Here is a 21,513-nt window from a genome sequence, read left to right on the forward strand (position 1 = left end):
CGGTCCGAGCGGTCCGAGCGGGTGCGTGGGTGCGTGGGTGAGCGGGTGCGTGACCGAGCGGGTGAGTGGGTGAGTGGGTCGAGCCGTACACGGGCGGAAACGGTGACGTGGCGGGCCGGTCTGAGTAGGCTCGACTCCCATGGAGCATGAGGTGTTCGTTCCGGTTCCGGCAGAGACTCTCCGACAGGTGCTGCGAGACCCTGCCCGGGTCGCCCGCTGCGTACCGGGACTCCAGCAGGACGCCGACGAGTCGGCAGGCCCCCTCCACGGCCGGCTGAAGGTCCGGATCGGCGGGCACACGATCACCTACCGCGGCACCCTGCGCATCCTGGAGCAGGGTGATGTCTTCGCGGTCGAGGGCGAGGGCCTGGAGGCCCGCGGTACGGGCTCGGCCAAGGTGACCCTGACGATCCGCCCGGCGGAGGCGGAGGGCGGTACGACGCTCTCGTTCGCGGGGACGGCCCGCGCGGAGGGCCGTCTGGCGGAGCTGGAGGACACGACGACGACATCCGCCGCGCACCGGCTGCTGGACCGTTTCGCCGACCGGCTCGCGACGACGGCGGAGGACCCGCTTGCCGAGGGGGTGACCGGCGAAGGGCCTGCCGATGACGCCGAGGCCCCGAAGCCGTCCACCAAGCCGTCCGTCTTCGACGCACCCGTGCCGCCGCCGCCGCTCGACCCGGTCGCCGAGTCCGAATTCGAGGCGTCAGAGGTGTCCGGTGTGTCCGACGCCTCCGACGCCTCCGACGTGCCGGATGCGCCCGGCGCGGCGGAGCTGCCCGAGATTCACGAGCTGCCCGTCGCGCCCGACGAGCCGCCGGCCGAAGCCGCCCACGCCCGCCGCACGATGATCGGGCGGAGCGCCGAGGAGGTCGACCACGCCCCGCCGCGCGGGCGTTACGCCCCCACGCCGCCGCCCGAGCCGACCACCGCCGGCGCGGCCCTGCGCTGGGTCGCTCCCGCCGCGGCCCTCGCGATCGCCTCCGCCGTCGTCGTCCGACGAGTGCTGCGCCGCCGCGCATAGGCGTCGCCCGCCAGTACTGTCGTGGTGTGAGCAGCAGCGAAGAGAGCATCCGGCTGGCCGCCGGAGACGTCGAGTTGACCGTGCATCCGCAGATCGGCTGCCGTATCGGAAGCCTGCGCATCGGCGGCACCGAAGTCCTGCACCAGGGCGAGCGTTACGGCTGCTTCCCCATGGTCCCCTGGTGCGGCCGCGTCGAGAACGGACAGTTCCGCAACGGAGCCGTACAGCATCAACTACCGCTCAACTCCCCGCCGCACGCCATCCACGGCACCGGCCGCGACGCGGCCTGGCGCACCGCCCGCGCGAACAAGAGCGATGCGGCTTTCACCTACGACCTCGCCGACCCATGGCCGTACACCGGACGCGTCACCCAGGCCTTCGAGCTGACCGAGGACTCGCTGACGCTGACCATGAGCGTGGAGACGTACGGGACGTCCTTCCCGGCCCAGGCCGGCTGGCACCCCTGGTTCCTGCGCAACCTCGGCAGCGGCGAGAGCGAGAGCAGCGAGGGCGGCCAGGGCGAGGGCGGTGAGGGCGGGAGCGGCGGGACCGGGCGCGGCGAGGACGTACGGATCGACTTCACCCCCGAGTGGCAGGAGCAACGCGGGGACGGCCACCTGCCGACCGGGCAGCGCATCGCCCCCCTGCCCGGTCCCTGGGACGACTGCTTCGGGATGCCCGACGGGGTCGACGTCACGCTCACCTGGCCGGAGCGGCTGGAGCTCAAGGTCACCAGTCGCGCGGAGTGGGTCGTGATCTACGACGAGCAGACCGAGGCCGTCTGCGTGGAACCGCAGTCGGGCCCGCCGAACGGCCTCAACACCCACCCGCAGCTCGTCACCCCGATCGAGCCCCTCGAGATCGCGGCGACCTGGAGCTGGCGCCGCCTCTAAGCTGGCGACCATGACTGACGTACGCGCTGAGCTGCTCCAGCAGATCAAGGACAAGGCCGTGGTGCACGGCAAGGTGACCCTCTCGTCGGGTCTTGAGGCCGACTACTACGTGGACCTGCGCCGGATCACGCTGGACGGCGCGGCCGCGCCGCTGGTGGGCCAGGTGATGTCCGACCTGACGGCAGAGCTCGACTTCGACTGTGTGGGCGGGCTGACCCTCGGCGCCGACCCGGTGGCGACCTCGATCCTGCATGCCTCCGCCGCCCGTGGGAAGCGGGTCGATGCCTTCGTCGTACGCAAGGCCGCGAAGGAGCACGGCATGCAGCGCCGCGTCGAGGGCCCGGACATCACGGGCCGGCGTTGCCTGGTGGTCGAGGACACCTCGACCACCGGCGGCTCGCCGCTGACCGCCGTCGAGGCCGTGCGCGAGGCCGGCGGCGAGGTCGTCGCGGTGGCGACGATCGTGGACCGGGCGACCGGCGCCGGCGAGAAGATCAGCGGGACGGCAGGGGTGCCCTACCTCTACGCGTACTCGCTCGACGAGCTCGGTCTCGCCTGAGCCGAGCAAGTCGTGACCTGGGCGCGACATAGGGTTTGACCTGCGGTGATGATGAGGGGCGGACTGTTTCACGTGAAACATTCCGCCCCTCACGCATGTGCGCGCCCCACGCGGGGTGGAGTCGCGCCGAGAGTCTGGAAAGATGGGCGCCGACGATGACGTCGCCCCAAGGTCAGGGCCCGCACATATCGCACACCCGCACATCACAAGGAGCGGACAGATGCCCATCGCAACCCCCGAGGTCTACAACGAGATGCTCGACCGGGCGAAGGCAGGCAAGTTCGCCTACCCGGCCATCAATGTGACCTCGTCCCAGACCCTGCACGCTGCTCTGCGCGGCTTCGCGGAGGCCGAGAGCGACGGCATCATCCAGATCTCCACCGGCGGTGCCGAGTTCCTGGGTGGCCAGCACAGCAAGGACATGGTCACCGGCGCGGTCGCCCTCGCCGAGTTCGCGCACATCGTCGCTGCGAAGTACGACGTCACCGTCGCGCTGCACACCGACCACTGCCCCAAGGACAAGCTGGACGGCTATGTCCGCCCGCTGCTCGACATCTCCGCCGAGCGCGTCAAGGCCGGCCGTAACCCGCTGTTCCAGTCCCACATGTGGGACGGCTCGGCCGAGACCCTCGCCGACAACCTGGCCATCGCCCAGGAGCTGCTGGCGCAGGCCGCCGCCGCCAAGATCATCCTCGAGGTCGAGATCACCCCGACCGGTGGCGAGGAGGACGGTGTCACGCACGAGATCAACGACGAGCTGTACACCACCGTCGACGACGCGCTGCGCACCGCCGAGGCGCTCGGCCTGGGCGAGAAGGGCCGCTACCTGCTGGCCGCCTCCTTCGGCAACGTCCACGGCGTCTACAAGCCCGGCAATGTCGTGCTCCGTCCCGAGCTGCTGAAGGACCTGCAGGCGGGCGTCGGCGCCAAGCACGGCAAGTCCAGCCCGTTCGACTTCGTCTTCCACGGCGGCTCCGGCTCCACGGCCGAGGAGATCGCCACTGCGCTGGAGAACGGCGTCGTGAAGATGAACCTCGACACCGACACGCAGTACGCCTTCACCCGCCCCGTCGCGGACCACATGTTCAAGAACTACGACGGTGTGCTGAAGGTCGACGGCGAGGTCGGCTCCAAGAAGACCTACGACCCGCGCACCTGGGGCAAGGCGGCCGAGGCCGGTATGGCCACGCGCGTTGCCGAGGCCTGCGCGGCCCTGCGCTCCACGGGCACCAAGCTCAAGTAGGCGCCGTTTCGTACGCAGCCGTTCGTACGCTGCCATTCGTACGCAGCCGGGCCCGGCATCCCTTCGCGGGGTGCCGGGCCCGCGGCATGTCAGGGGAGGACTCAGCGTGAGCTTCGACAGCTATGACTTCGACACCCCCGTGGACCGGCGCGGCACCTGGTGCGTCCAGTGGGACGGGGCCGCGGACCGTTTCGGCGCCGACGGGCTGCTGCCCTTCACCATCTCCGACATGGACTTCACGTCCCCGCCCGAAGTGCTCGACGCGCTCCAGAGGCGCGTGGCGCACGGTGTCTTCGGCTACACCGACTGGCGGACCGAGGATTTTCTCTCCGCGGTACGCCACTGGTTCAGCAGCCGCTACGGCACCGAGATCGACACCGGTCGCATGGTGTACGCGCCCTCGGTGCTCAGCCAGCTCTCGCAGCTGCTGCGGATGTGGACCGAGCCCGGCGACGGCGTCGTCGTCCACACCCCCACGTACGACGGCTTCCGGAAGGTGATCACCGGTCTCGGGCGCGAGCCGCGCGGGGTGCCGGTCGGCGACACGGCGGCCCTGGAGCGGCAGCTCGCCCGTGCCGACAGCAAGGTGCTGGTGCTCTGCTCGCCGCACAATCCCACCGGCAAGGTGTGGACGGAGGCCGAGCTCACGGAGACCGCCCGGCTGGCAGCCGCGTACGACGTCGCGGTCGTCAGCGACGAGATCCATGCCGATTTCGTGCACGCGGGACATGTCCATCTGCCATGGACGCGGTTCGCCGCGGGCCGCTGGGCCTTGGTCACCTCCGCCACCAAGGCCTTCAATTTCCCGGCGCTGAGCGGCTCGTACGGGATCATCGGCGACCCGGACGACCATGCGGAGTTTCTGCGCCGGATACAGACGGGGGAGGGGCTCGCCTCACCCTCCGTGCTCTCGCTGACCGCGCACATCGCGGCGTACCGGGAGGGCGGACCCTGGCTGGAGCAGCTCAACGCCTATGTGGCGGCCAATCTGCGGATGGTCGCCGAACGGATCCACTCCGCCTTCCCCGAACTGGGCTGGCAGCCGCCCCAGGCGGGCTATCTCGCCTGGATCGATCTGCGGCCGCTCGGCGTGGACGACGAGGCGCTGCAGCGGGAGCTGATCGAGCACGAGAAGGTCGCGATCATGCCGGGCACGACGTACGGCTGTGACGGTTTCGTGCGGTTCAACGTCGGCTGTCCGCGCGCCAAGGCCGAGCAGGGTGTGGACGCTCTGATCCGTGCCCTTCACCGGCTGGCCCGATGAGGTGGACCCGGGGATGATCCGGGTATGGACAACAGGCCGGGCGACGACCGGCCGGGCGAGGACCGGCTGGGCCAGGGCAGCGCGGGCGAGGACCGGCCGGGCCAGGACGGCGCGGGCCAGGACCGGCCGGGCGACGATTGGCCGCGTGACGACGGGGCGGGCGACATCAGGCTGTCGTCGGCCACCGGCCGCTGGGTGGTTCTGACGACCGTGCTCGGGTCCAGCATGGCGCTGCTGGACTCGACCGTCGTCAATGTGGCCCTGCCCCGCATCGGTACCGATCTCGACGCCGACATGGCCGTTCTCCAGTGGACCGTCAACGCCTACATGCTCACCCTGGCCGGGCTGATCCTGCTGGGCGGTGCGCTCGGTGACCGCTACGGCCGGCGCAAGATCTTTGTGCTCGGTGTGGTGTGGTTCGCCCTCGGGTCGCTGCTGTGCGGTCTCGCCCCCAACGACCTGGTCCTGGTCGGCGCCCGCGCCCTCCAGGGAATTGGTGGTGCGCTGCTCACTCCCGGGTCGCTGGCCCTGATCCAGGCGAGCTTCCACCCGGACGACCGGGCCCGCGCGGTGGGACTGTGGTCCGGGCTGGGCGGCGTCGGCGCCGCGGTCGGTCCCTTCGTCGGTGGCTGGCTGGTCGACGGGCCCGGCTGGCGCTGGGTGTTCCTGCTCAACGTGCCGCTGGCCGCGCTGTGCGTGCCGGTGGCGCTGAAGCATGTGCCGGAGTCCCGCAACCCCCACGCGCACGGCCGCTTCGATGTGCTGGGGGCGGTGCTCGGCGCGTCGGCGCTGGGGCTGGTGACGTACGCGCTGATCGCGCCGTCCCTGTGGGTCGGCGTCGTGGGCGTGGTGGTGGGGGTGGTGTTCGTCATGGTCGAGCGGCGGCGGCCCGATCCGATGCTGCCGCCGTCGATCTTCAAGAACCGGCAGTTCACCGCCGTGAATCTGGTGACGGTGTGCGTGTACGCCGCCTTCGCCGGGTTCTTCTTCCTGGTCGCCCTTCAGCTTCAGGTGGTGGCGGGCTACTCGGCGCTCGGTGCCGGTACGGCCCTGTTGCCCACCACGGTGCTGATGCTGCTGCTGTCGGCGAAGTCGGGCGAGCTGGGCGAACGGATCGGCCCGCGCATCCCGCTCACCGTCGGACCACTGCTCTGCGCAACCGGGATGATGCTGATGCTGCGCGTGGGCGAGAACGCTTCATACGTACGCGATGTGCTGCCCGCGCTGCTGGTCATGGGCATGGGGATGGTGACCCTGGTCGCCCCGCTGACGGCCACCGTGCTTGCCTCCGTGGAGACCGGGCGGGCCGGGCTGGCGAGCGGCATCAACAACGCGGCGGCCCGCGCGGCCGGCCTGCTGGCAGTGGCCGCGCTGCCGCTGCTGGCCGGGATGGGCCCGGAGGCCTACCGCTCGGCGGCGGAGTTCGAGGAGACGTTCCGGCGGGCGATGCCGATGTGTGCGGGCGTGCTGGTGGTGGGGTCGCTGATCGCCTTGTGGGCAGTGCGGAACCCGGAGCCCGGAGTGGAGTACTGCCACCCCGAGTGCAAGATCAACTGTGGCGTGGCGGCGCCGCCGTTGGAGCCGACCGCGCCCGGGCCCCTTGTGCTGACCCGGGTCTACCTGGTTGAAGATCCAGATGCGTTCCGGGTCGGTCCGGTAGCGGAAGATCCGGGTCGGCCCGGCGGTGGCGGAGGGGCTGCTGCCCGAGGACGAGGGGGACGCAGCGGGCGGGGACCAGGACGGTGGCGGCGTCGTACCGGTGGGGGACAGCGGCGGCTGGGTGGACGGCGCGTGCCGGGCCATCGTCGCGTCCGTCGTCCTGCCCATGAAATGAATGATCGCCTCCGGCGCGTAACCCCCGCACCGCTGCCACGGATTCCCCACCGACCTGTGACACTGGAGCCCATGTCCATCCATGAAAACCTGCTCGGGGGACCTCCCCCGACCCACCTGCCCGACGAGCCCGAGCCGCGCGAGCTTCTCGCGGCCGGAGCGGCTCCCGCGGACGTCGCCGCCAAGTACCCGACCTCCTCGCTGGCCTGGGCACAGCTCGCCGACGACGCCTTCGAGAACGGCCGCGTCGTCGAGTCGTACGCCTACGCGCGCACCGGCTACCACCGCGGTCTGGACTCGCTGCGCCGCAGCGGCTGGAAGGGCCACGGCCCGGTGCCGTGGGAGCACGAGCCGAACCGCGGCTTCCTGCGCGCCCTGCACGCGCTGGCCCGCGCCGCGCAGTCGATCGGTGAGCAGGAGGAGTACGAGCGCTGCACGGCCTTCCTGCGCGACTCCTCCGAGGCTGCCGCGCAGACGCTGGGCTGAGCCCACAGCCCCGGCTCCCGTGAACGCGTGGAACCGAAGGCCCGTATCCCCTGTCTGTACGGGGTGTACGGGCCTTCGGCCGGTACGCTCGCACGCACTGGCGATTTACCTACGGGTGGCCGGTGTCGATGTTCCCTGGGGAGAGGTCTGTCTTGGGCAAGCGCGCCGGCGTCCGTACCGGGCGGAGCGGCGGAAGCCGCAGCCGTACCGGTAGTCGTAGCCGTACCGCGGGCCGCAGCCGCCGAAAACCGGACCGCAGCCGCAGTCCGCTCGCCCGGATACTCCTGCTCGGCCTTGCCCTCGTCGTGCTGTCGCTCGGCAGCGGCGCGGCCCTCGCGCACTGGCGTGGCGGCAATGCCGCCGACGTGGCCGCCGACGACCCGCTGCCGCCGGCATCCCCGCCGAGCTCCCCGTCCCCGGAGGAGTCCAGGGACCGCCCGCCGCCTGCCGCCCCCTCGACGCCGGCGGAACGCCGTACGTCCCCCTCCCCCACGCCCTCCCCGTCCACGGGGAAGCCGCGCAAGCCGCCCAAGAAGGTCCCCGCCTCCGGCGACGGGACCTTCACCGGCGCGCAGGCCTCCGGCAAGGCGGCCGGGTCGGGCCCGCTGCGCCGCTACCGCGTCGAGGTCGAGGACGGCATCGGCGTCTCCGCGAAGGAGGCCGCCGCCGAGATCCAGGCGATCCTCGCCCATCCGCGCGGCTGGGCCGCGCACGGCAAGGGCTCCTTCCAACTGGTCTCCTCCGACGACTCCGACGACTCCGACGACTCGGCCGACTCAGGCGCCTCGAACGGCTCCGGCGACTCGAACGGCGCCCCCGCAGATCCCGCAGACTCCACGGCGCCCGCAGACTCCACGGCGCCCGCAGACCCCACGGCGCCCGCGGCGCCCGGCGACTCTGGCGGCGCCGATGCCCCCGAGGCGGACTTCGTGATCCGGATCGCCACCCCGGCCACCGCCGACAAACTCTGTCTCGAAGTGGGCCTCGACACCCGCGGCGAGCTGAACTGCGAGACCGACGAGGGCGTCGTGGTGAATCTGCGCCGCTGGCTGCTGGGCTCGCCGACCTTCGCAGGGGCGGCCGAGGAGTACCGGCATCTGATCATCAACCACGAGATCGGGCACGAGATCGGCATCCGCAGGCACATGGGCTGCGCGGGCCCCGGAAAGCTCGCGCCGGTGATGATGCAGCAGATCAAGGGGCTGGACGGCTGCCGTTCCAATGCCTGGCCATACGACGAGAACGGGACGTATGTCACCGGCCCGACACTGTGATGATCCCCGCGTCTGCGGTGCGTATCCCGATCTCCGGATCGGCTGATGCCCGGATTATGATGCCGGTGGGGACCGGGGCTCCCATTTCCGGACAGGAAGGGGCGGACCGCTACCCGGACACGTCGAGGAGACAGCAATGTCACATGACGCGGCCCCGAACCTGGATTTCGCGGGCACCACTCCGTACGAGGACTACGTTCAGGCGGACGTCCTCACCCACCTCCAGCATCCGCTCTCGGACGACCCGGGCGAGATGGTCTTCCTGGTCACCACCCAGGTGATGGAGCTGTGGTTCACGGTCATCGTCCATGAGTGGGAGACCGCCGCCGGCGCCCTCCGCGAGGACAATCTGCCTGTCGCGCTCGCCGCCCTGAAGCGCAGCACGTACGAGCTGGAGTCGCTCAACGCCTCCTGGAAGCCGCTCGCCCACCTCACGCCCGCGCAGTTCAACGCGTACCGCAGCGCTCTGGGCGAGGGCTCCGGTTTCCAGTCGGCGATGTACCGCCGGATGGAGTTCCTGCTCGGCGAGAAGTCGGCGTCGATGCTGGTGCCGCACCGGGGCGCGCCCCGGGTCCACGCGGAGCTGGAGAAGGCCCTCCAGGAGCCGAGTCTGTACGACGAGGTGCTGCGGCTGCTCGCGCGGCGCGGGATGGCGGTCCCGTCCGCCGTCCTGGACCGGGACCTCTCGGAGAAGTACGAGCCGTCGGCGGAGATCGAGAAGGTCTGGGCCACGGTGTACGGCGACGCGGACCAGGACACCGATCTGGTGACGCTCGGCGAGGCGCTGACCGACGTCGGCGAGCTGGTGTGGCGCTGGCGCAACGATCATCTGGTGGCGACGCGGCGGGCGATGGGCTCGAAGGTGGGCACGGGTGGTTCGGCGGGGGTGGCGTGGCTGGAGAAGCGCGCCCGCAAGAACGTTTTCCCCGAGCTGTGGTCGGCGCGCAGCCATGTCTGAGTCCCTGGCCCGGCGGGCCGCGGCGCTGGACGCCGCAGACGATCTGGCCGGACTGCGCAAACTGTTCACGCTCGACGAGGCGGTCTACCTCGACGGCAACTCACTGGGCGCTCTGCCCGCCCATGTCCCCGAGCGGGTCGCCGATGTGGTGACCCGGCAGTGGGGCGAGCTGCGGATCCGCTCGTGGGACGAGAGCGGCTGGTGGACCGCGCCGGAGCGGATCGGCGACCGGATCGCCCCGCTGGTGGGTGCGGGACCGGGGCAGATCGTGGTCGGCGACTCCACAAGCGTCAATGTTTTCAAGGCGGTTGTGGGCGCGGTACGGCTGCGCGGGGACGACTCCCGTACGGACATCGTGGTCGACGCGACCACGTTCCCGACGGACGGGTACATCGCTCAGTCGGCGGCCCGGATGACCGGCAAGCGCCTCGTCTCGGTCGACCCGGCGGACCTCCCGGCGGCGCTCGGCCCGAACACGGCGGTGGCGCTGGTCAACCACGTCGACTTCCGTACGGGCCGCCTCCACGATCTGCCGTCCCTGACGGCGGCGATCCACGAGGCGGGCGCGCTGGCGGTCTGGGACCTGTGCCACAGCGCGGGCGCGCTCCCGGTCGGCCTGGACGCCCATGGGGTGGACCTGGCGGTCGGCTGCACCTACAAGTACCTGAACGGCGGGCCGGGATCGCCGGCGTACCTGTACGTCGCCGAACGCCATCAGGGGGCCTTCGACTCCCCGCTGCCGGGCTGGAACTCCCACACGGATCCGTTCGCCATGGCGGCCGGGTACGAGGCGGCACCGGGCGCGACCCGGGGCCGGGTCGGGACGCCCGACATCGTGTCGATGCTGGCGCTGGAGGCGGCGCTCGAGGTGTGGGACGGCGTCTCGATCGACTCCGTACGGGCGAAGAGCCTGGCGCTGACGGACTTCTTCCTGGAGTGCGTCGCGTCGTACGCGCCGGAGGGCAGGGTCACGTCCCTGACGCCGGTGGAGCACGCCTCGCGGGGCAGCCAGATCGCCCTGCGGTGCGCGGACGCGCCGGCGGTGATGGAGAAGCTGATCGCGCGGGGTGTGATCGGCGATCTGCGCCGCCCGGACGTGCTGCGGTTCGGCTTCACACCCCTTTATGTGGGATTCGGGGACGCGGAACGCGCGGCGGCGGTCCTGGCGGAGGTGCTGACCGCCTGAGGCTGCGATGAGCTGACCAGCGGGGACTGATACCGTCCCCGCTGGTCAGGTCAATTCCGCCACCCTGCTGGAAGGTTGGAGCAGCATGCCGGACCCCGTCGCTCGCGACGCCGCCGAGGCCGAGTCGGCTTTTTCGCATCCCCGCGTCGCGCCGGACGTCTCCGTCGCGTACGGGGAGCATCCCGACCAGGTCGTCGACTTCTATGCACCGCGCGGGAGTCGGTCCGCTGCGCCGCTGGTCGTCGTGCTGCACGGCGGGGCATGGCGGGCGGCGTACGACCGGCAGCACATCACTCCCTTCGTGGACTTCCTTGCCCGCCGGGGGCTCGCCGTCGCCAACATCGAGTACCGGCGCGGCAGCGAGATTCCGCAGCAGCGGGGCAGCGAGCCCGTCGCCGGACGGTGGCCGGAGACCTTCGACGACGTCGCCGCCGCGATGGACGCCCTGCCGGGCATGGTCAAGGACGTCCTGCCGCAGGCGGACGCCCGCCGCACGGTCGTCACCGGGCACTCCGCCGGCGGGCATCTTGCACTCTGGGCCGCCGCCCGGCATGTGCTGCCCATCGGATCGCCGTGGCGGCTGGACGCGCCGCCCGCGCTGCGCGGTGTCGTCGCGCTCGCGCCGATCGCGGACTTCGCACAGGCCGTCGAGCTCGATGTGTGCAGTGGCGCGGTCGTTCAACTGCTGGGTGGGGAGGCGGAGTTCGAGGCGCGGTGTGCGCATGTCGATCCGGCCGCACTGCTGCCCACCGGTATCGCCACCGCCGTCGTGCAGGGCCGGGACGACATCGTGGTGCCGCAGGCCGTCGTGGAGGCGTATGCCGACGCCGCGGCGAAGGCCGGGGAGGCGGTCGGGCTGACCCTCCTCGAGGACGTCGGGCACTTCCCGCTGATCGATCCGGCCGCCGACGCATGCGCCGTCGTCGCCGAGGAGATCGCCCAACTGGCCTGGTAGTCACCACGAGCGCGCCGGCCGGGCCTGGTGGTCACCGCGGGCGCGCCAGCCGGGCCTGGTGGTCATCCCGACCGCGCTCAGCCGGCTCGGTAGCCTCGGCGGGTGCGCGCCCGGCCGGCTCGGTAGCCACCGCGAGCCCGCTCACCCCTACCCGTCATACCTCAGAGCTACGACACAGGTGCGCTCTCCAGCGGGACGCCGACCACAGGCCGTGATCCATAACTTCTGTTCCAGAGACAGACCGGACAGCACCTGGAACAGAAGGAAGAGAACTCATGGCGTCCCGCCTGCGTCGTACCCTGCTCGCCGCGCTCGTCACCGCCGCGGTGTCCGTGCCGGTGTCCGCGGCGGCGCGGCCCGCCGCAGTCCCCGCGCCCGCACCGGCCGCCCTCGCACGCCTCTCCGCCGCCGAACTCCCCGCCCTCGGTGACCGGTTCGCGGCCAACCGCGGCAACATCCGCGAGGCCGCCCGGATGGCGGACGGCCACGGCGACCGGGCGCGGGCCGCCCGGCTGCGCGCCATGGCGGACCCGGCGCGGCACTTCCTCACCTTCGACGGGCGCGACGGCGGCCGCACCGCCGAGGTCTTCGGTGACCTCGCGCGGGCCGAGCGGATCGCCGTCCTGGTGCCGGGCTCGGACACCAACCTCGATACGTACGGACGTTTCCGGGAGGGAGCGGTGGCGCTCCACGACGAAATGGGCGGCCGCACCGCCGTCGTCGCCTGGCTCGGCTACGCCACGCCCGGCACCATCAGCTCCGACGTCCTGACGGAGGGACGGGCCGACGGCGCGGCCACTCAACTGCGTTCGTTCATACGGGAGCTGGGCACCGCCAAGCCCGGCGCACAGGTCTCGCTGCTCTGCCATTCGTACGGCTCCGTCGTCTGCGGACGCGCCGCACCCTCCCTCGACGTCGCCGACATCGTCCTCTACGGCAGCCCCGGTGCCGGTGCCGACAGCGCCGCCGACCTCCACACCCCCGCCACCGTCTGGGCCGGCCGCGGCGCCGACGACTGGGTCGCCGAGGTCCCGCACGTCCGGCTCGACATCCTCGGCACCACCGTCGGTCACGGCACCGACCCCGTGTCGCCCGCCTTCGGCGCCCGCACCTTCGCCGCCGGTGACGGCGGGCACAGCGACTACCTGAAGCCCGGCTCCGTACCGCTGAAGAACCTCGCCCGGATCGCCCTCGGCCGCGCAACGGAGGTCACCCATGCATGAGTTGGTACGCCGTATCGACGCCGCCACTCCGCCCGAGCGCGACCGTGCCGTCGACGCCCTGCGCGGGCTCGCGATCCTCGGCGTGGTCCTCGGCCACTGGCTGGTCACCGCCCTCGTCACCGACGGCGGAGGCGTGCTCCACGGCGCCAGCCCGCTCCAGTACATGCCGTGGCTGGCCCCGGTCTCCTGGATCTTTCAGACCCTGGCCGTCTTCTTCCTGGTCGGCGGGCACATGGGCGCCAGGAGCCATGCCGCGGCGCGGGCCCGCGGCACCGGCTACCGGCCGTGGCTGGCCACCCGGCTGTCCCGGCTCTTCCTGCCGGTCGCGGCCGTCCTGGTGCTGTGGACGGTCGCCGCGACCGGGATGCTCGCCACGGGCGCGAGCCTGGAGACCGTACGCACCCTGCTGAAACTCGCCCTCTCCCCGCTCTGGTTCCTGCTGGTCTTCGCCGTACTCACCGCCGCCACCCCGCTCGTCGCCAAGCTGCATCCGCTCTGGCCGCTCGCCGTCGTCCTCCACATCGACCTGTTCCGCTTCGGCCTCGGCGGACCCGCCTGGCTGGGGTGGATCAATGTGGCCGCGGGCTGGCTGGTCCCGTACTGCCTCGGCGCGGCCTGGGCCCGCGGCGGCCTGCGCGGCCGTGCGACGGGATGGGCGCTCCTGCTCGGCGGCGCAGCCGCCACCGCCGCCCTCGTCCTGTGGGCCGGGTATCCCGCGTCCATGGTCGGGGTGCCCGGCGCCGAGATCTCCAACCTCAACCCGCCGACCCTCGCCGCCGTCGCCTTCGGGCTCGCGCAGTGCGGAGGGGCTCTCCTGCTGCTCGGCCCGCTGCGCCGGGTGCTGCAACGCCCCGTGGCCTGGGCGGCCGTGGCACTGGTCAACCTCTCCGCGATGACGGTCTTCCTCTGGCACCAGACCGCGCTGATGGCGGTCACCACGACCGGCCTGCTCGCGGGCGCGCTCCCCGGACTGCACACCACACCCGACAGCGCCGGCTGGGTGCTGGCCCGGCTTGCCTGGCTGCCGGTCTTCGCGCTCGCGCTGTCCGTCTGCTGGGGAGCGTTCCGGCTGTACGAACAGGGCCGACGGCCCGCCCGGGGACAGGTGGTGCGCGATGCCTAGGCTTCATCCCGTGGCGGACGAAAAGAACCTGAACAGATGGGAGCGCGCGGCTGTGCGCCCCCCTGAGCTGTGGAACTTCGAAGCGATGCCGCTTCCGCCCATGGCCCGCCCCCGCTTGCTGCGGTGGCTGCCGCACGTCGTGATTGTCTACGGCATCGTTGCCCACGCGATCCTCGGCTCGAACGATCTGATCAGCCACGGGGTGGGCGGCGGCTACGGCGTCCTGCTCGGGACCGCCACCGCCGCCGCGATCCTGTGTGCGATGCGCCGACCGCTCGCAGGCTGGTGGATATCGCTGGCGATCGCCGTAGTGACCGCGATCGCCTTGGCCAACGCTTCGCTCGGAGGGCAGATCTGGCCGTGGACCGTAGCGGGGATCATAGCCAACGCCGCCGTGCTGTTCTTTCTCGCCCTGCGCGTCCGGACACGTGTCGCCGTCAAGGCGCTGCTGGTCACCGTCACCGTCGGGTTCGTCCTCGAGGCGTTCGTGCTCGGGAAGCACGCGGCGTACAGCTCGACGTCCGTCACGGCCGCGCTCGTGTACGCGGTCGTGGTCCTCATCGGGACGTCGCTGCACGGCCGCCGTGTGGCCCGTGACCAGCTCGTCGAGCAGGAGTCGCTGACTGCCGAGGAGCGCTCCCGCCGCACGCTGCTCGAGGAGCGCAACCGGATCGCGCGCGAGCTGCACGATGTCGTCGCCCACCACATGTCGGTGATCTCCATCCAGGCGCAGGTCGCTCCGCACCTCGTACAGAATCCGTCCGACGAACTCAAGGAGAATCTGGAGGGCATCCGCGAGAACGCCCTCGAAGCGCTCACCGAACTCCGCCGCGTGCTCGGCGTCCTGCGCTCCGAGAACCCCAAGAACCCCGAGGACTCGGAGGGCATCCCGCACGCACCGCAGCCCACTCTCGCCCGGCTGGACTCCCTCGTCGAGAACGTCCGCAGCGCCGGCCTGAGCATCACCACCGACCGTTCCGGCACGCCGCACCCGCTGTCGCCCGGCGTCGAACTGTCCGCGTACCGGATCATCCAGGAGGCGCTCAGCAATGCGATACGGCACGCACCCGGGACCCACGTACGCGTGGAGATCGCGTACAAGAAGAGCATGCTGGGCGTCCGGGTGATCAACACCGCCCCGACGGAGCCCGCCCCGCCGTCCCCCGGTGCGGGCCACGGTCTGCTCGGCATGCGCGAACGCGCCGCCATGCTCGGCGGCGGTCTCGCCGCCGGACGCACCCCCGACGGCGGCTACGAAGTCACCGCACACCTGCCCCTGCAAGCTTCGAAGGACAACGCATGACGATCCGGGTGGTGATCGCCGACGACCAGGCGATGGTCCGACAGGGATTCACGGTGCTGCTCAACGCCGAGCCGGGCATCGAGGTGATCGGCCAGGCCGTGGACGGCCTCGACGCCATCACCAAGGTCACCGAACTCGGCCCCGACGTCGTCCTGATGGACATCCGGATGCCCGAGCTGGGCGGCATCGAGGCCACCCGCCGGGTCACCAAAGCCCCGGGTGCCACCGTCAAGGTCCTCGTGCTGACCACGTTCGATCTGGACGAGTACGTCTACGAGGCGCTCCGCGCGGGCGCGTCCGGCTTTCTGCTCAAGGACGCGTCGGCCCATCAGCTCGCCGAAGCGGTACGGGTGGTGGCGGCCGGCGACGCGTTGCTCTCGCCGAACATCACCAAGCGGCTGATATCGGAGTTCTCCCGGACGGCCGGCGCACCACGGGCCCCGCTGAAGGAGCGGGTCGGCGATCTGACGGAGCGTGAGACAGAGGTGCTCACCCTGATCGCGCAGGGCCTGTCGAACGCCGAGATCGCCGGCCGGCTGGTGGTGGCGGAGCAGACGGTGAAGACGCACGTGAGCCGGATCCTGGTGAAGCTGGGGCTGCGGGACCGTACGCAGGCGGCGGTGTTCGCGTACGAGACAGGACTCGTACGCCCCACGGGCTACTGACAGCCGTCCGGTCGGCCGAGGACGTCCGGTCGGCCGAGGACGTCCGGTCGGTCGAGGACGTCGGGTTGGTCGAGGACAGAAACTGACCGCAAGCCTTCCTACGGTGTTCCCATGACGCATCCAGAGAGCCCCCACCAGAGCAACCACCAGAGCAACCACCAGACCGTCCTGGTCACCGGAGCGACCGGCAGCGTCGGCCGGCAGATCGTCGCCGAACTGCTGCGTCGCGGCCACACGGTCCGCGCCCTCACCCGCAACCCCGCCACGGCCGAATTCCCCGACGGTGTCGAGGTCGTGCGCGGTGACCTCACCGACCCGGCGAGTCTGGTCCCCGCGCTGGAGGGCGTCTCCGGCGTGCATCTGATCACCTTCGGCGGCGCACTGTTCGCCCCGCTGGAGACCGGCGGGGAGATCGTCGGGCTGGCGCGCAAGGCGGGCGTACGACGGATCACCGTGCTGCACGGCGGGGGCCCGTCCCCGCTGGAGGACGCGGTGCGCGCGAGCGAGGTGGCCTGGACCGTGGTGATGCCGGTGGAGTTCATGTCGAACGCGCTGGAGTGGGCCGAGTCGATCCGCAGCGACAACGAGGTCCAGGAGCCGTTCGTCGGGCGGCTCAGCGCGATGGTCCACGAGACCGACATCGGCGCGGTCACGGCGGTCGCGCTCACCGAGGACGGTCACGGCGGCAAGGACTATCTGATCACCGGGCCGCAGGCGCTGACCGTCCAGGACAAGGTGAACATCCTGGCCGCGGCCCGCGGCCGGGAGATCGGTCTGGTGGAGTTGAGCGAGGAGCAGGCGCGGGAGCGGTGGGAGGCGTCGGGCCATCCGCAGGACGTCATCGACTTCCTGATCATGGTCTACCGGGACACCCCGCCGGAGGGAAAGACCGTACTCAACACCGTCGAGCAGGTCACCGGCCGCCCGGCACGGACCTTCGCCGAGTGGGCACAGGAGCACGCGGACGCGTTCTGCGCGTAACACTCAGCACGGCGGATAGTACTCAGGACGGACGCGGCAGGATCCATAGCGATGCTGACGACCGCGTCCGTCCTTCCGCTTACCGTTCATAGCGTGACCGAGAAGACCCGCAGCCCCGAGTACCGCCTGGCCATGGGCGCATTGAGCGGCCTCCGCCAGGACCTGTTCCATGACGCCTTCGCCTACCGCCCGCTCCCGCAGAGGCGGACGGGCGGTCGCCTCGCCCGCCGGCTCCCCGGCCGGATACGTGAGTGCGCGGGCTGGATGCCGCACGCCACGGTGGTGGGCCTCGCCCTGTTCGTGATGATCCTGGCGAGTTTCCACGAGGACGGCATCCAATACATCGTGACGGGCCTCGTCCCGGCCGCCGCGGTCGTCATGACGCTGCTCAGGCCGGTCGGCGCCTGGTGGCTCTCGCTGGCTTCCACGCCCGTTGCCGGTGTGATGGCCGACTACTGGGACGGCTGGCCGTGGTTGCCGAGCACCTTCCTCGCACACCTCACGGTGATGACGGTGGTCGCGATGAGGACCCGGCCGCGCACCGCCGGCTGGATGTGGGCGCTGACCGGGGCGTACGGCCTCTTCGCCGAGGTCGTGCTCTCCCAGGGCGGAGTCTCCGACACCCCGGCGATGCTCTTCGTCTCCGCGCTCGTACTGCTGGTGGTGACCGTGCTGCATGTGCGCCGCGCGGCGCAGCAGGAGGTCGCGGCGCAGCAGACCGTCACGGCCGTCGAGCGCGACAAGCGCACGCTGCTGGAGGAGCGCACCACCATCGCCCGCGAGCTGCACGATGTGGTCGCCCACCACATGTCGGTCGTCGCGATCCAGGCGGAGGCCGCGCCGTACCGGGTGGAGAACCCGCCCCCCGAGCTGGAGAAGGCGTTCGCCACGATCCGCGAGAACGCGGTGGCGGCCCTCACCGAGCTGCGCCGCGTCCTCGGAGTCGTACGGGCGGAGGACTACCAGGCCCCCGATGCTCCGCAGCCGGTGCTCGCGGACATCGAGAACCTGCTCTCCAACGTCCGCGAGGCGGGCCTGGAGGTGGAGAAGACGGTGACGGGCGCGGTCCGCGACCTGCCGCAGGGCGTCGAACTGTCGGCGTACCGGATCGTCCAGGAGGCGCTGAGCAACGCACTGCGCCACGCGCCGGGCTCGTCGGCGAAGGTCGAGCTCTCGTATGTGCTGGGCGGCTTGGGCCTGCGGATCGTGAACACCGCGCCCCAGGGCCTGGTCAAGGCCTCGCCGGGAGCAGGCCACGGCATCACGGGCATGCGGGAGCGGGTGACGATGCTGAGCGGCGAGATGACCGCGGAGCCCACGGAGGAGGGCGGCTACGAGGTGACCGCCTTCATTCCGGTCGCCGCGGTCGCCGCAACCGAAACCGCTGCCGCGGCCGACTCCGGGGAGACCTCATGACGATCCGTGTTCTGGTCGTCGACGACCAGATGATGGTGCGCGAGGGCTTCTCGGTCCTGCTGAACGCGATGCCCGACATCGAGGTCGTCGGTGAGGCGGTGAACGGCCGCGAGGCGGTCTCCAAGGTCGCCGAGCTCGCCCCCCACGTCGTGCTGATGGACATCCGTATGCCGGAGCTCAACGGCATCGAGGCGACCCGCGAGATCGTCGCCGCGCACAGCGAGTCCAAGGTGCTGGTGCTGACGACCTTCGACCTGGACGAGTACGTGTACCAGGCGCTGCGTGCCGGAGCGTCCGGCTTTCTGCTGAAGGACGCCTCCGCCCGCCAGCTCGCCGACGGCGTACGGGTGGTGGCGGCGGGCGAGGCTCTGCTGGCGCCCACCGTGACCCGCCGCCTGATCACGGAGTTCTCCAAGCTCTCGCAGACCCCGCGCCCGGCGGCCCTGACCCAGGTCGGCGATCTCACGGAGCGCGAGACGGAGGTCCTGGTCCTGATCGCGCAGGGCCTGTCGAACGCGGAGATCGCCTCGCATCTGGTGGTGGCCGAGTCCACGATCAAGACGCATGTGAGCCGGGTGCTGGTGAAGCTGGGGCTGCGGGACCGGACGCAGGCGGCGGTGTTCGCGTACGAGGCGCGATTGGTGACCCCGGGCTAGGCGGTGTGCCCCTGCCCGCCCTTTCCGCCCCTTCCCGTAATTGGGGGCAGGCCCCCAGAGCCCGTACGGCCTTCGGCCGTGTCCTCCATCGCCGGACGGGCTGCCATGCGGCCCCCGCCGGCGATGGAGACGCGGGGTCCGGGGAGGCGGGGGTACGCGGGTACGCCGAGCTGCGGGGCCGGGAAGGCAGGGGGCTGGGGGGCTGGGGGCTGGGGGCTGGGGAAAGCGCACCCCGGCCGGTAGCGTCGGGCCATGGCAGAGACGTTCGACCCCTGGTCACCCGCATTCGTCGCCGACCCCTACCCCGCCTACGCCGAGCTCCGCTCCCGTGGCCGGGTGCACTACTACGAGCCGACGCGGCAGTGGCTCGTCCCGCGGTACGCCGATGTCTCCGCGCTGCTGCGCGACCGGCGGCTGGGCCGGACGTATCTGCACCGTTTCACGCACGAGGAGTTCGGGCGTACGGCCCCGCCCGCCGCGCACGAGCCGTTCCACACGCTCAACGACAACGGGATGCTCGATCTGGAGGCCCCCGACCACACCCGCATCCGGCGGCTCGTGTCGAAGGCCTTCACTCCGCGGACCGTCGAGGCGCTGGTACCCACCGTGGAGCGGCTCGCCGCCGAGATGGTCGCCGGGGTCCGGGACGCCGGCGGGGGTGATCTGCTCGCCGAGGTCGCCGAGCCGCTGCCCGTCGCCGTCATCGCCGAGATGCTCGGCATCCCGGCCGCCGACCGCGCACTGCTCCGTCCCTGGTCGGCGGACATCTGCGGGATGTTCGAGCTGAACCCTTCCGAGGAGACGGCGGCCCGCGCCGTGCGGGCATCGCTGGAATTCAGCGCGTATCTGAGGGAGCTGATAGCCCGGCGGCGCACCGCGCCAGGCGAGGACCTGATCTCCGCGCTCATCGCCGCGCACGACGAGGGCGACCGGCTCAGCGAGCAGGAGATGATCTCCACCTGTGTGCTGCTGCTGAACGCCGGTCACGAGGCGACGGTCAACACCACCGCGAACGGCTGGTGGACCCTCTTCCGCCACCCCGAGCAGCTTGCCGCCCTCCGTGCCGATCCCACCCTTCTGTCCACAGCTGTGGAAGAACTGATGCGCTACGACACCCCGCTCCAGATGTTCGAGCGCTGGGTTCTCGACGACATCGAGATCGACGGAACGGTCATCCCGCGCGGCTCCGAGCTCGCTCTGCTCTTCGGCTCGGCCAACCGGGACCCGGCGAAGTTCGACCACCCGGACACCCTCGACCTCTCCCGCCCCGACAATCCTCATGTCACCTTCGGCGCGGGCATCCACTACTGCCTCGGCGCCCCACTCGCCCGCATCGAGCTGGCCGCGTCCTTCGGTGAGCTGCTCCGCGAGGCCCCGACGATGAAGCTCGCGGCGGAGCCCGTGTGGAAGCCGGGCTATGTCATCCGCGGCGTCCAGGAGCTCCTCGTACAGCTGTAGCCGACCGGTACGAAAGGCATGGCGCCCGGACTCCGCCACGGGTCCGGGCACCGCGCGTTCCTCGGGGCAGCCCGAGCGGATCAGCCCGTCCGGCGTCTGAGGACGAACCGGCTGCCGGACGGCGTACGGCCCCGCCGGCCCCCGGCCCCGCTAACTCCCCGCCCCGGCAGCCGCCGCCTCCGCACCCGCCACCGCCGGCAGCGTCAAACCCCACGCCTCCGGCCGCAACGTCCACGTCCGGGTCCGTACCGGCCCCGTGATCAGCGCATCCGCCCGGTATCGGAAGTCCGCTCCCGACACCGTCACCGTCAGCGCACGCGCCTTCACCGGCTCCGTGTCCGCGCCGTGGCGGACCGTCACCTCCGCGCGCCCGTCGCCCGCGCGAACCGTGACCGCCTCCACCACCCTGTCGAGGTCGGTCAGGAGCACGCCGTCCGCCTCGACCCGCAGCCGGTGCGTACGCACGACCTGGGCGGGCGGCGCCGCCGGCCGCACCAGGGTGCGGACCAGGGAGCGGCAGGTGTCCCACACCCAGACGCCCGTGACGGAAGTGGTCGCTCCCCGCGCCGGTCCCCGTGCCGCCGGGATGCTCAGGTCGCCGAGCACCACTCCGTCGCTCTCGTCCACCAGCAGGTCAAGACGGCGTACGGCCCCGTCCAGCACCGCACGCGCCGCCGCCACCGGCCCTTCCGGCACGCCGAGCGAGTGCGCCAGCTCCACCGACGCCCCTACCGGGACCAGCCCCAGCGCCCCGTCGCCCAGCCACCGGTCCCGGTGCAGCAGTGCCACCGCCCGCAGCAGAGCCCGGTCGTCGCCGACCACCACGGGCCGCCGACTGCCTCTGCGGGCGAGCGCCCGCGCAAACTCCTCCGGTCCCTCGGGGAGGCAGATTTTCGCCTCCGCCCCGCCACACAGCACATCCTTCGCGATTCGCACGGACTCGCCGTCACTTCGGCGGGCGACCGGGTCGATGACCACCAGTAGCTGGTCGTGAGCCGACACCTCGGTCCTTC

19 protein-coding genes are annotated in these 21,513 nt (G+C 71.5%); 18 read left to right on the top strand and 1 reads right to left on the bottom strand.

What is annotated here, in order from left to right:
- Positions 1–139 precede the first annotated feature (139 nt).
- The 18 genes from OG883_RS33335 (at position 140) to OG883_RS33420 (ending at position 20,500) form a co-directional block, all read left to right on the top strand.
- Positions 140–1,024, top strand: a complete 885-nt coding sequence (locus OG883_RS33335; protein ID WP_266548786.1) for an SRPBCC domain-containing protein — start codon at positions 140–142, stop codon at positions 1,022–1,024.
- Between the two features lie 26 nt (positions 1,025–1,050).
- Positions 1,051–1,917, top strand: a complete 867-nt coding sequence (locus OG883_RS33340; RefSeq protein ID WP_266548789.1) for an aldose 1-epimerase — start codon at positions 1,051–1,053, stop codon at positions 1,915–1,917.
- A gap of 10 nt (positions 1,918–1,927) precedes the next feature.
- Positions 1,928–2,476, top strand: a complete 549-nt coding sequence (gene pyrE, locus OG883_RS33345) for an orotate phosphoribosyltransferase (RefSeq protein ID WP_266548792.1) — start codon at positions 1,928–1,930, stop codon at positions 2,474–2,476.
- A gap of 220 nt (positions 2,477–2,696) precedes the next feature.
- Positions 2,697–3,719 (top strand): class II fructose-bisphosphate aldolase, encoded by a 1,023-nt coding sequence (fbaA, locus tag OG883_RS33350; protein ID WP_266548795.1) that lies wholly within the window; start codon positions 2,697–2,699, stop codon positions 3,717–3,719.
- A 106-nt stretch (positions 3,720–3,825) separates the two neighbouring features.
- A complete protein-coding gene (locus OG883_RS33355; protein WP_266548798.1) occupies positions 3,826–4,983 on the top strand; it encodes a MalY/PatB family protein in 1,158 nt (385 codons plus the stop codon).
- Positions 4,984–5,007: 24 nt separating this feature from the next.
- Complete coding sequence (locus tag OG883_RS33360; RefSeq protein WP_266548801.1) at positions 5,008–7,302, top strand: DHA2 family efflux MFS transporter permease subunit; 2,295 nt, start codon at positions 5,008–5,010, stop codon at positions 7,300–7,302.
- A 152-nt stretch (positions 7,303–7,454) separates the two neighbouring features.
- Entirely contained in the window at positions 7,455–8,576 is a 1,122-nt protein-coding gene (locus tag OG883_RS33365) for a DUF3152 domain-containing protein (RefSeq protein WP_266548804.1), read from the top strand.
- Between the two features lie 136 nt (positions 8,577–8,712).
- Positions 8,713–9,534 carry a tryptophan 2,3-dioxygenase family protein gene (locus OG883_RS33370; protein WP_266548807.1) on the top strand — a complete coding sequence of 274 codons (822 nt, stop codon included), beginning with the start codon at positions 8,713–8,715 and terminating at the stop codon, positions 9,532–9,534.
- Positions 9,527–10,720, top strand: coding sequence for a kynureninase (kynU, locus tag OG883_RS33375; protein ID WP_266548810.1), 1,194 nt, complete (start codon positions 9,527–9,529; stop codon positions 10,718–10,720). The genes OG883_RS33370 and kynU overlap by 8 nt, the downstream gene beginning before the upstream one ends.
- 85 nt (positions 10,721–10,805) lie before the next feature.
- Positions 10,806–11,675: an alpha/beta hydrolase gene (locus OG883_RS33380; protein ID WP_266548813.1), complete on the top strand. Its 870-nt coding sequence runs from the start codon at positions 10,806–10,808 to the stop codon at positions 11,673–11,675.
- A 275-nt stretch (positions 11,676–11,950) separates the two neighbouring features.
- Positions 11,951–12,898, top strand: a complete 948-nt coding sequence (locus tag OG883_RS33385) for an alpha/beta hydrolase (protein ID WP_266548816.1) — start codon at positions 11,951–11,953, stop codon at positions 12,896–12,898.
- Positions 12,891–14,021, top strand: a complete 1,131-nt coding sequence (locus OG883_RS33390) for an acyltransferase (protein WP_266548818.1) — start codon at positions 12,891–12,893, stop codon at positions 14,019–14,021. The genes OG883_RS33385 and OG883_RS33390 overlap by 8 nt, the downstream gene beginning before the upstream one ends.
- A 10-nt stretch (positions 14,022–14,031) precedes the next feature.
- The gene (locus tag OG883_RS33395; protein ID WP_266548821.1) at positions 14,032–15,324 is read left to right on the top strand and encodes a sensor histidine kinase; all 1,293 of its coding nucleotides are present in this window, start codon (positions 14,032–14,034) and stop codon (positions 15,322–15,324) included.
- A complete protein-coding gene (locus tag OG883_RS33400) occupies positions 15,321–15,989 on the top strand; it encodes a response regulator transcription factor (RefSeq protein WP_266548824.1) in 669 nt (222 codons plus the stop codon). Before OG883_RS33395 ends, OG883_RS33400 begins: the two co-directional genes overlap by 4 nt.
- A gap of 111 nt (positions 15,990–16,100) precedes the next feature.
- Positions 16,101–16,970 (top strand): NAD(P)H-binding protein, encoded by an 870-nt coding sequence (locus OG883_RS33405; protein WP_266548827.1) that lies wholly within the window; start codon positions 16,101–16,103, stop codon positions 16,968–16,970.
- Between the two features lie 51 nt (positions 16,971–17,021).
- Entirely contained in the window at positions 17,022–18,386 is a 1,365-nt protein-coding gene (locus OG883_RS33410; RefSeq protein WP_266548830.1) for a sensor histidine kinase, read from the top strand.
- Positions 18,383–19,042 carry a response regulator transcription factor gene (locus OG883_RS33415; protein ID WP_266548833.1) on the top strand — a complete coding sequence of 220 codons (660 nt, stop codon included), beginning with the start codon at positions 18,383–18,385 and terminating at the stop codon, positions 19,040–19,042. Before OG883_RS33410 ends, OG883_RS33415 begins: the two co-directional genes overlap by 4 nt.
- Positions 19,043–19,294: 252 nt before the next feature.
- On the top strand, positions 19,295–20,500 hold the full coding sequence (locus OG883_RS33420; RefSeq protein WP_266548836.1) for a cytochrome P450: 1,206 nt from the start codon (positions 19,295–19,297) through the stop codon (positions 20,498–20,500).
- 150 nt (positions 20,501–20,650) lie between these two features.
- On the opposite strand, the gene OG883_RS33425 is transcribed toward OG883_RS33420, so the two are convergent.
- The gene (locus OG883_RS33425; protein WP_266548839.1) at positions 20,651–21,502 is read right to left on the bottom strand and encodes a diacylglycerol kinase; all 852 of its coding nucleotides are present in this window, start codon (positions 21,500–21,502) and stop codon (positions 20,651–20,653) included.
- Positions 21,503–21,513 lie beyond the last annotated feature (11 nt).

This window comes from Streptomyces sp. NBC_01142 (assembly GCF_026341125.1).
GTDB lineage: Bacteria > Actinomycetota > Actinomycetes > Streptomycetales > Streptomycetaceae > Streptomyces.

Bases quoted from the DNA above. Each gene is read 5' to 3' on its own strand.
- OG883_RS33400 (WP_266548824.1), top strand. From the start codon at position 15,321: ATGACGATCCGGGTGGTGATCGCCGACGACCAGGCGATGGTCCGACAG.
- OG883_RS33360 (WP_266548801.1), top strand. From the start codon at position 5,008: ATGGACAACAGGCCGGGCGACGACCGGCCGGGCGAGGACCGGCTGGGC.
- OG883_RS33380 (WP_266548813.1), top strand. From the start codon at position 10,806: ATGCCGGACCCCGTCGCTCGCGACGCCGCCGAGGCCGAGTCGGCTTTT.
- OG883_RS33415 (WP_266548833.1), top strand. From the start codon at position 18,383: ATGACGATCCGTGTTCTGGTCGTCGACGACCAGATGATGGTGCGCGAG.
- OG883_RS33420 (WP_266548836.1), top strand. From the start codon at position 19,295: ATGGCAGAGACGTTCGACCCCTGGTCACCCGCATTCGTCGCCGACCCC.
- fbaA (WP_266548795.1), top strand. From the start codon at position 2,697: ATGCCCATCGCAACCCCCGAGGTCTACAACGAGATGCTCGACCGGGCG.
- kynU (WP_266548810.1), top strand. From the start codon at position 9,527: ATGTCTGAGTCCCTGGCCCGGCGGGCCGCGGCGCTGGACGCCGCAGAC.
- OG883_RS33370 (WP_266548807.1), top strand. From the start codon at position 8,713: ATGTCACATGACGCGGCCCCGAACCTGGATTTCGCGGGCACCACTCCG.
- OG883_RS33410 (WP_266548830.1), top strand. From the start codon at position 17,022: ATGCTGACGACCGCGTCCGTCCTTCCGCTTACCGTTCATAGCGTGACC.
- OG883_RS33335 (WP_266548786.1), top strand. From the start codon at position 140: ATGGAGCATGAGGTGTTCGTTCCGGTTCCGGCAGAGACTCTCCGACAG.
- OG883_RS33405 (WP_266548827.1), top strand. From the start codon at position 16,101: ATGACGCATCCAGAGAGCCCCCACCAGAGCAACCACCAGAGCAACCAC.
- pyrE (WP_266548792.1), top strand. From the start codon at position 1,928: ATGACTGACGTACGCGCTGAGCTGCTCCAGCAGATCAAGGACAAGGCC.
- OG883_RS33385 (WP_266548816.1), top strand. From the start codon at position 11,951: ATGGCGTCCCGCCTGCGTCGTACCCTGCTCGCCGCGCTCGTCACCGCC.
- OG883_RS33390 (WP_266548818.1), top strand. From the start codon at position 12,891: ATGCATGAGTTGGTACGCCGTATCGACGCCGCCACTCCGCCCGAGCGC.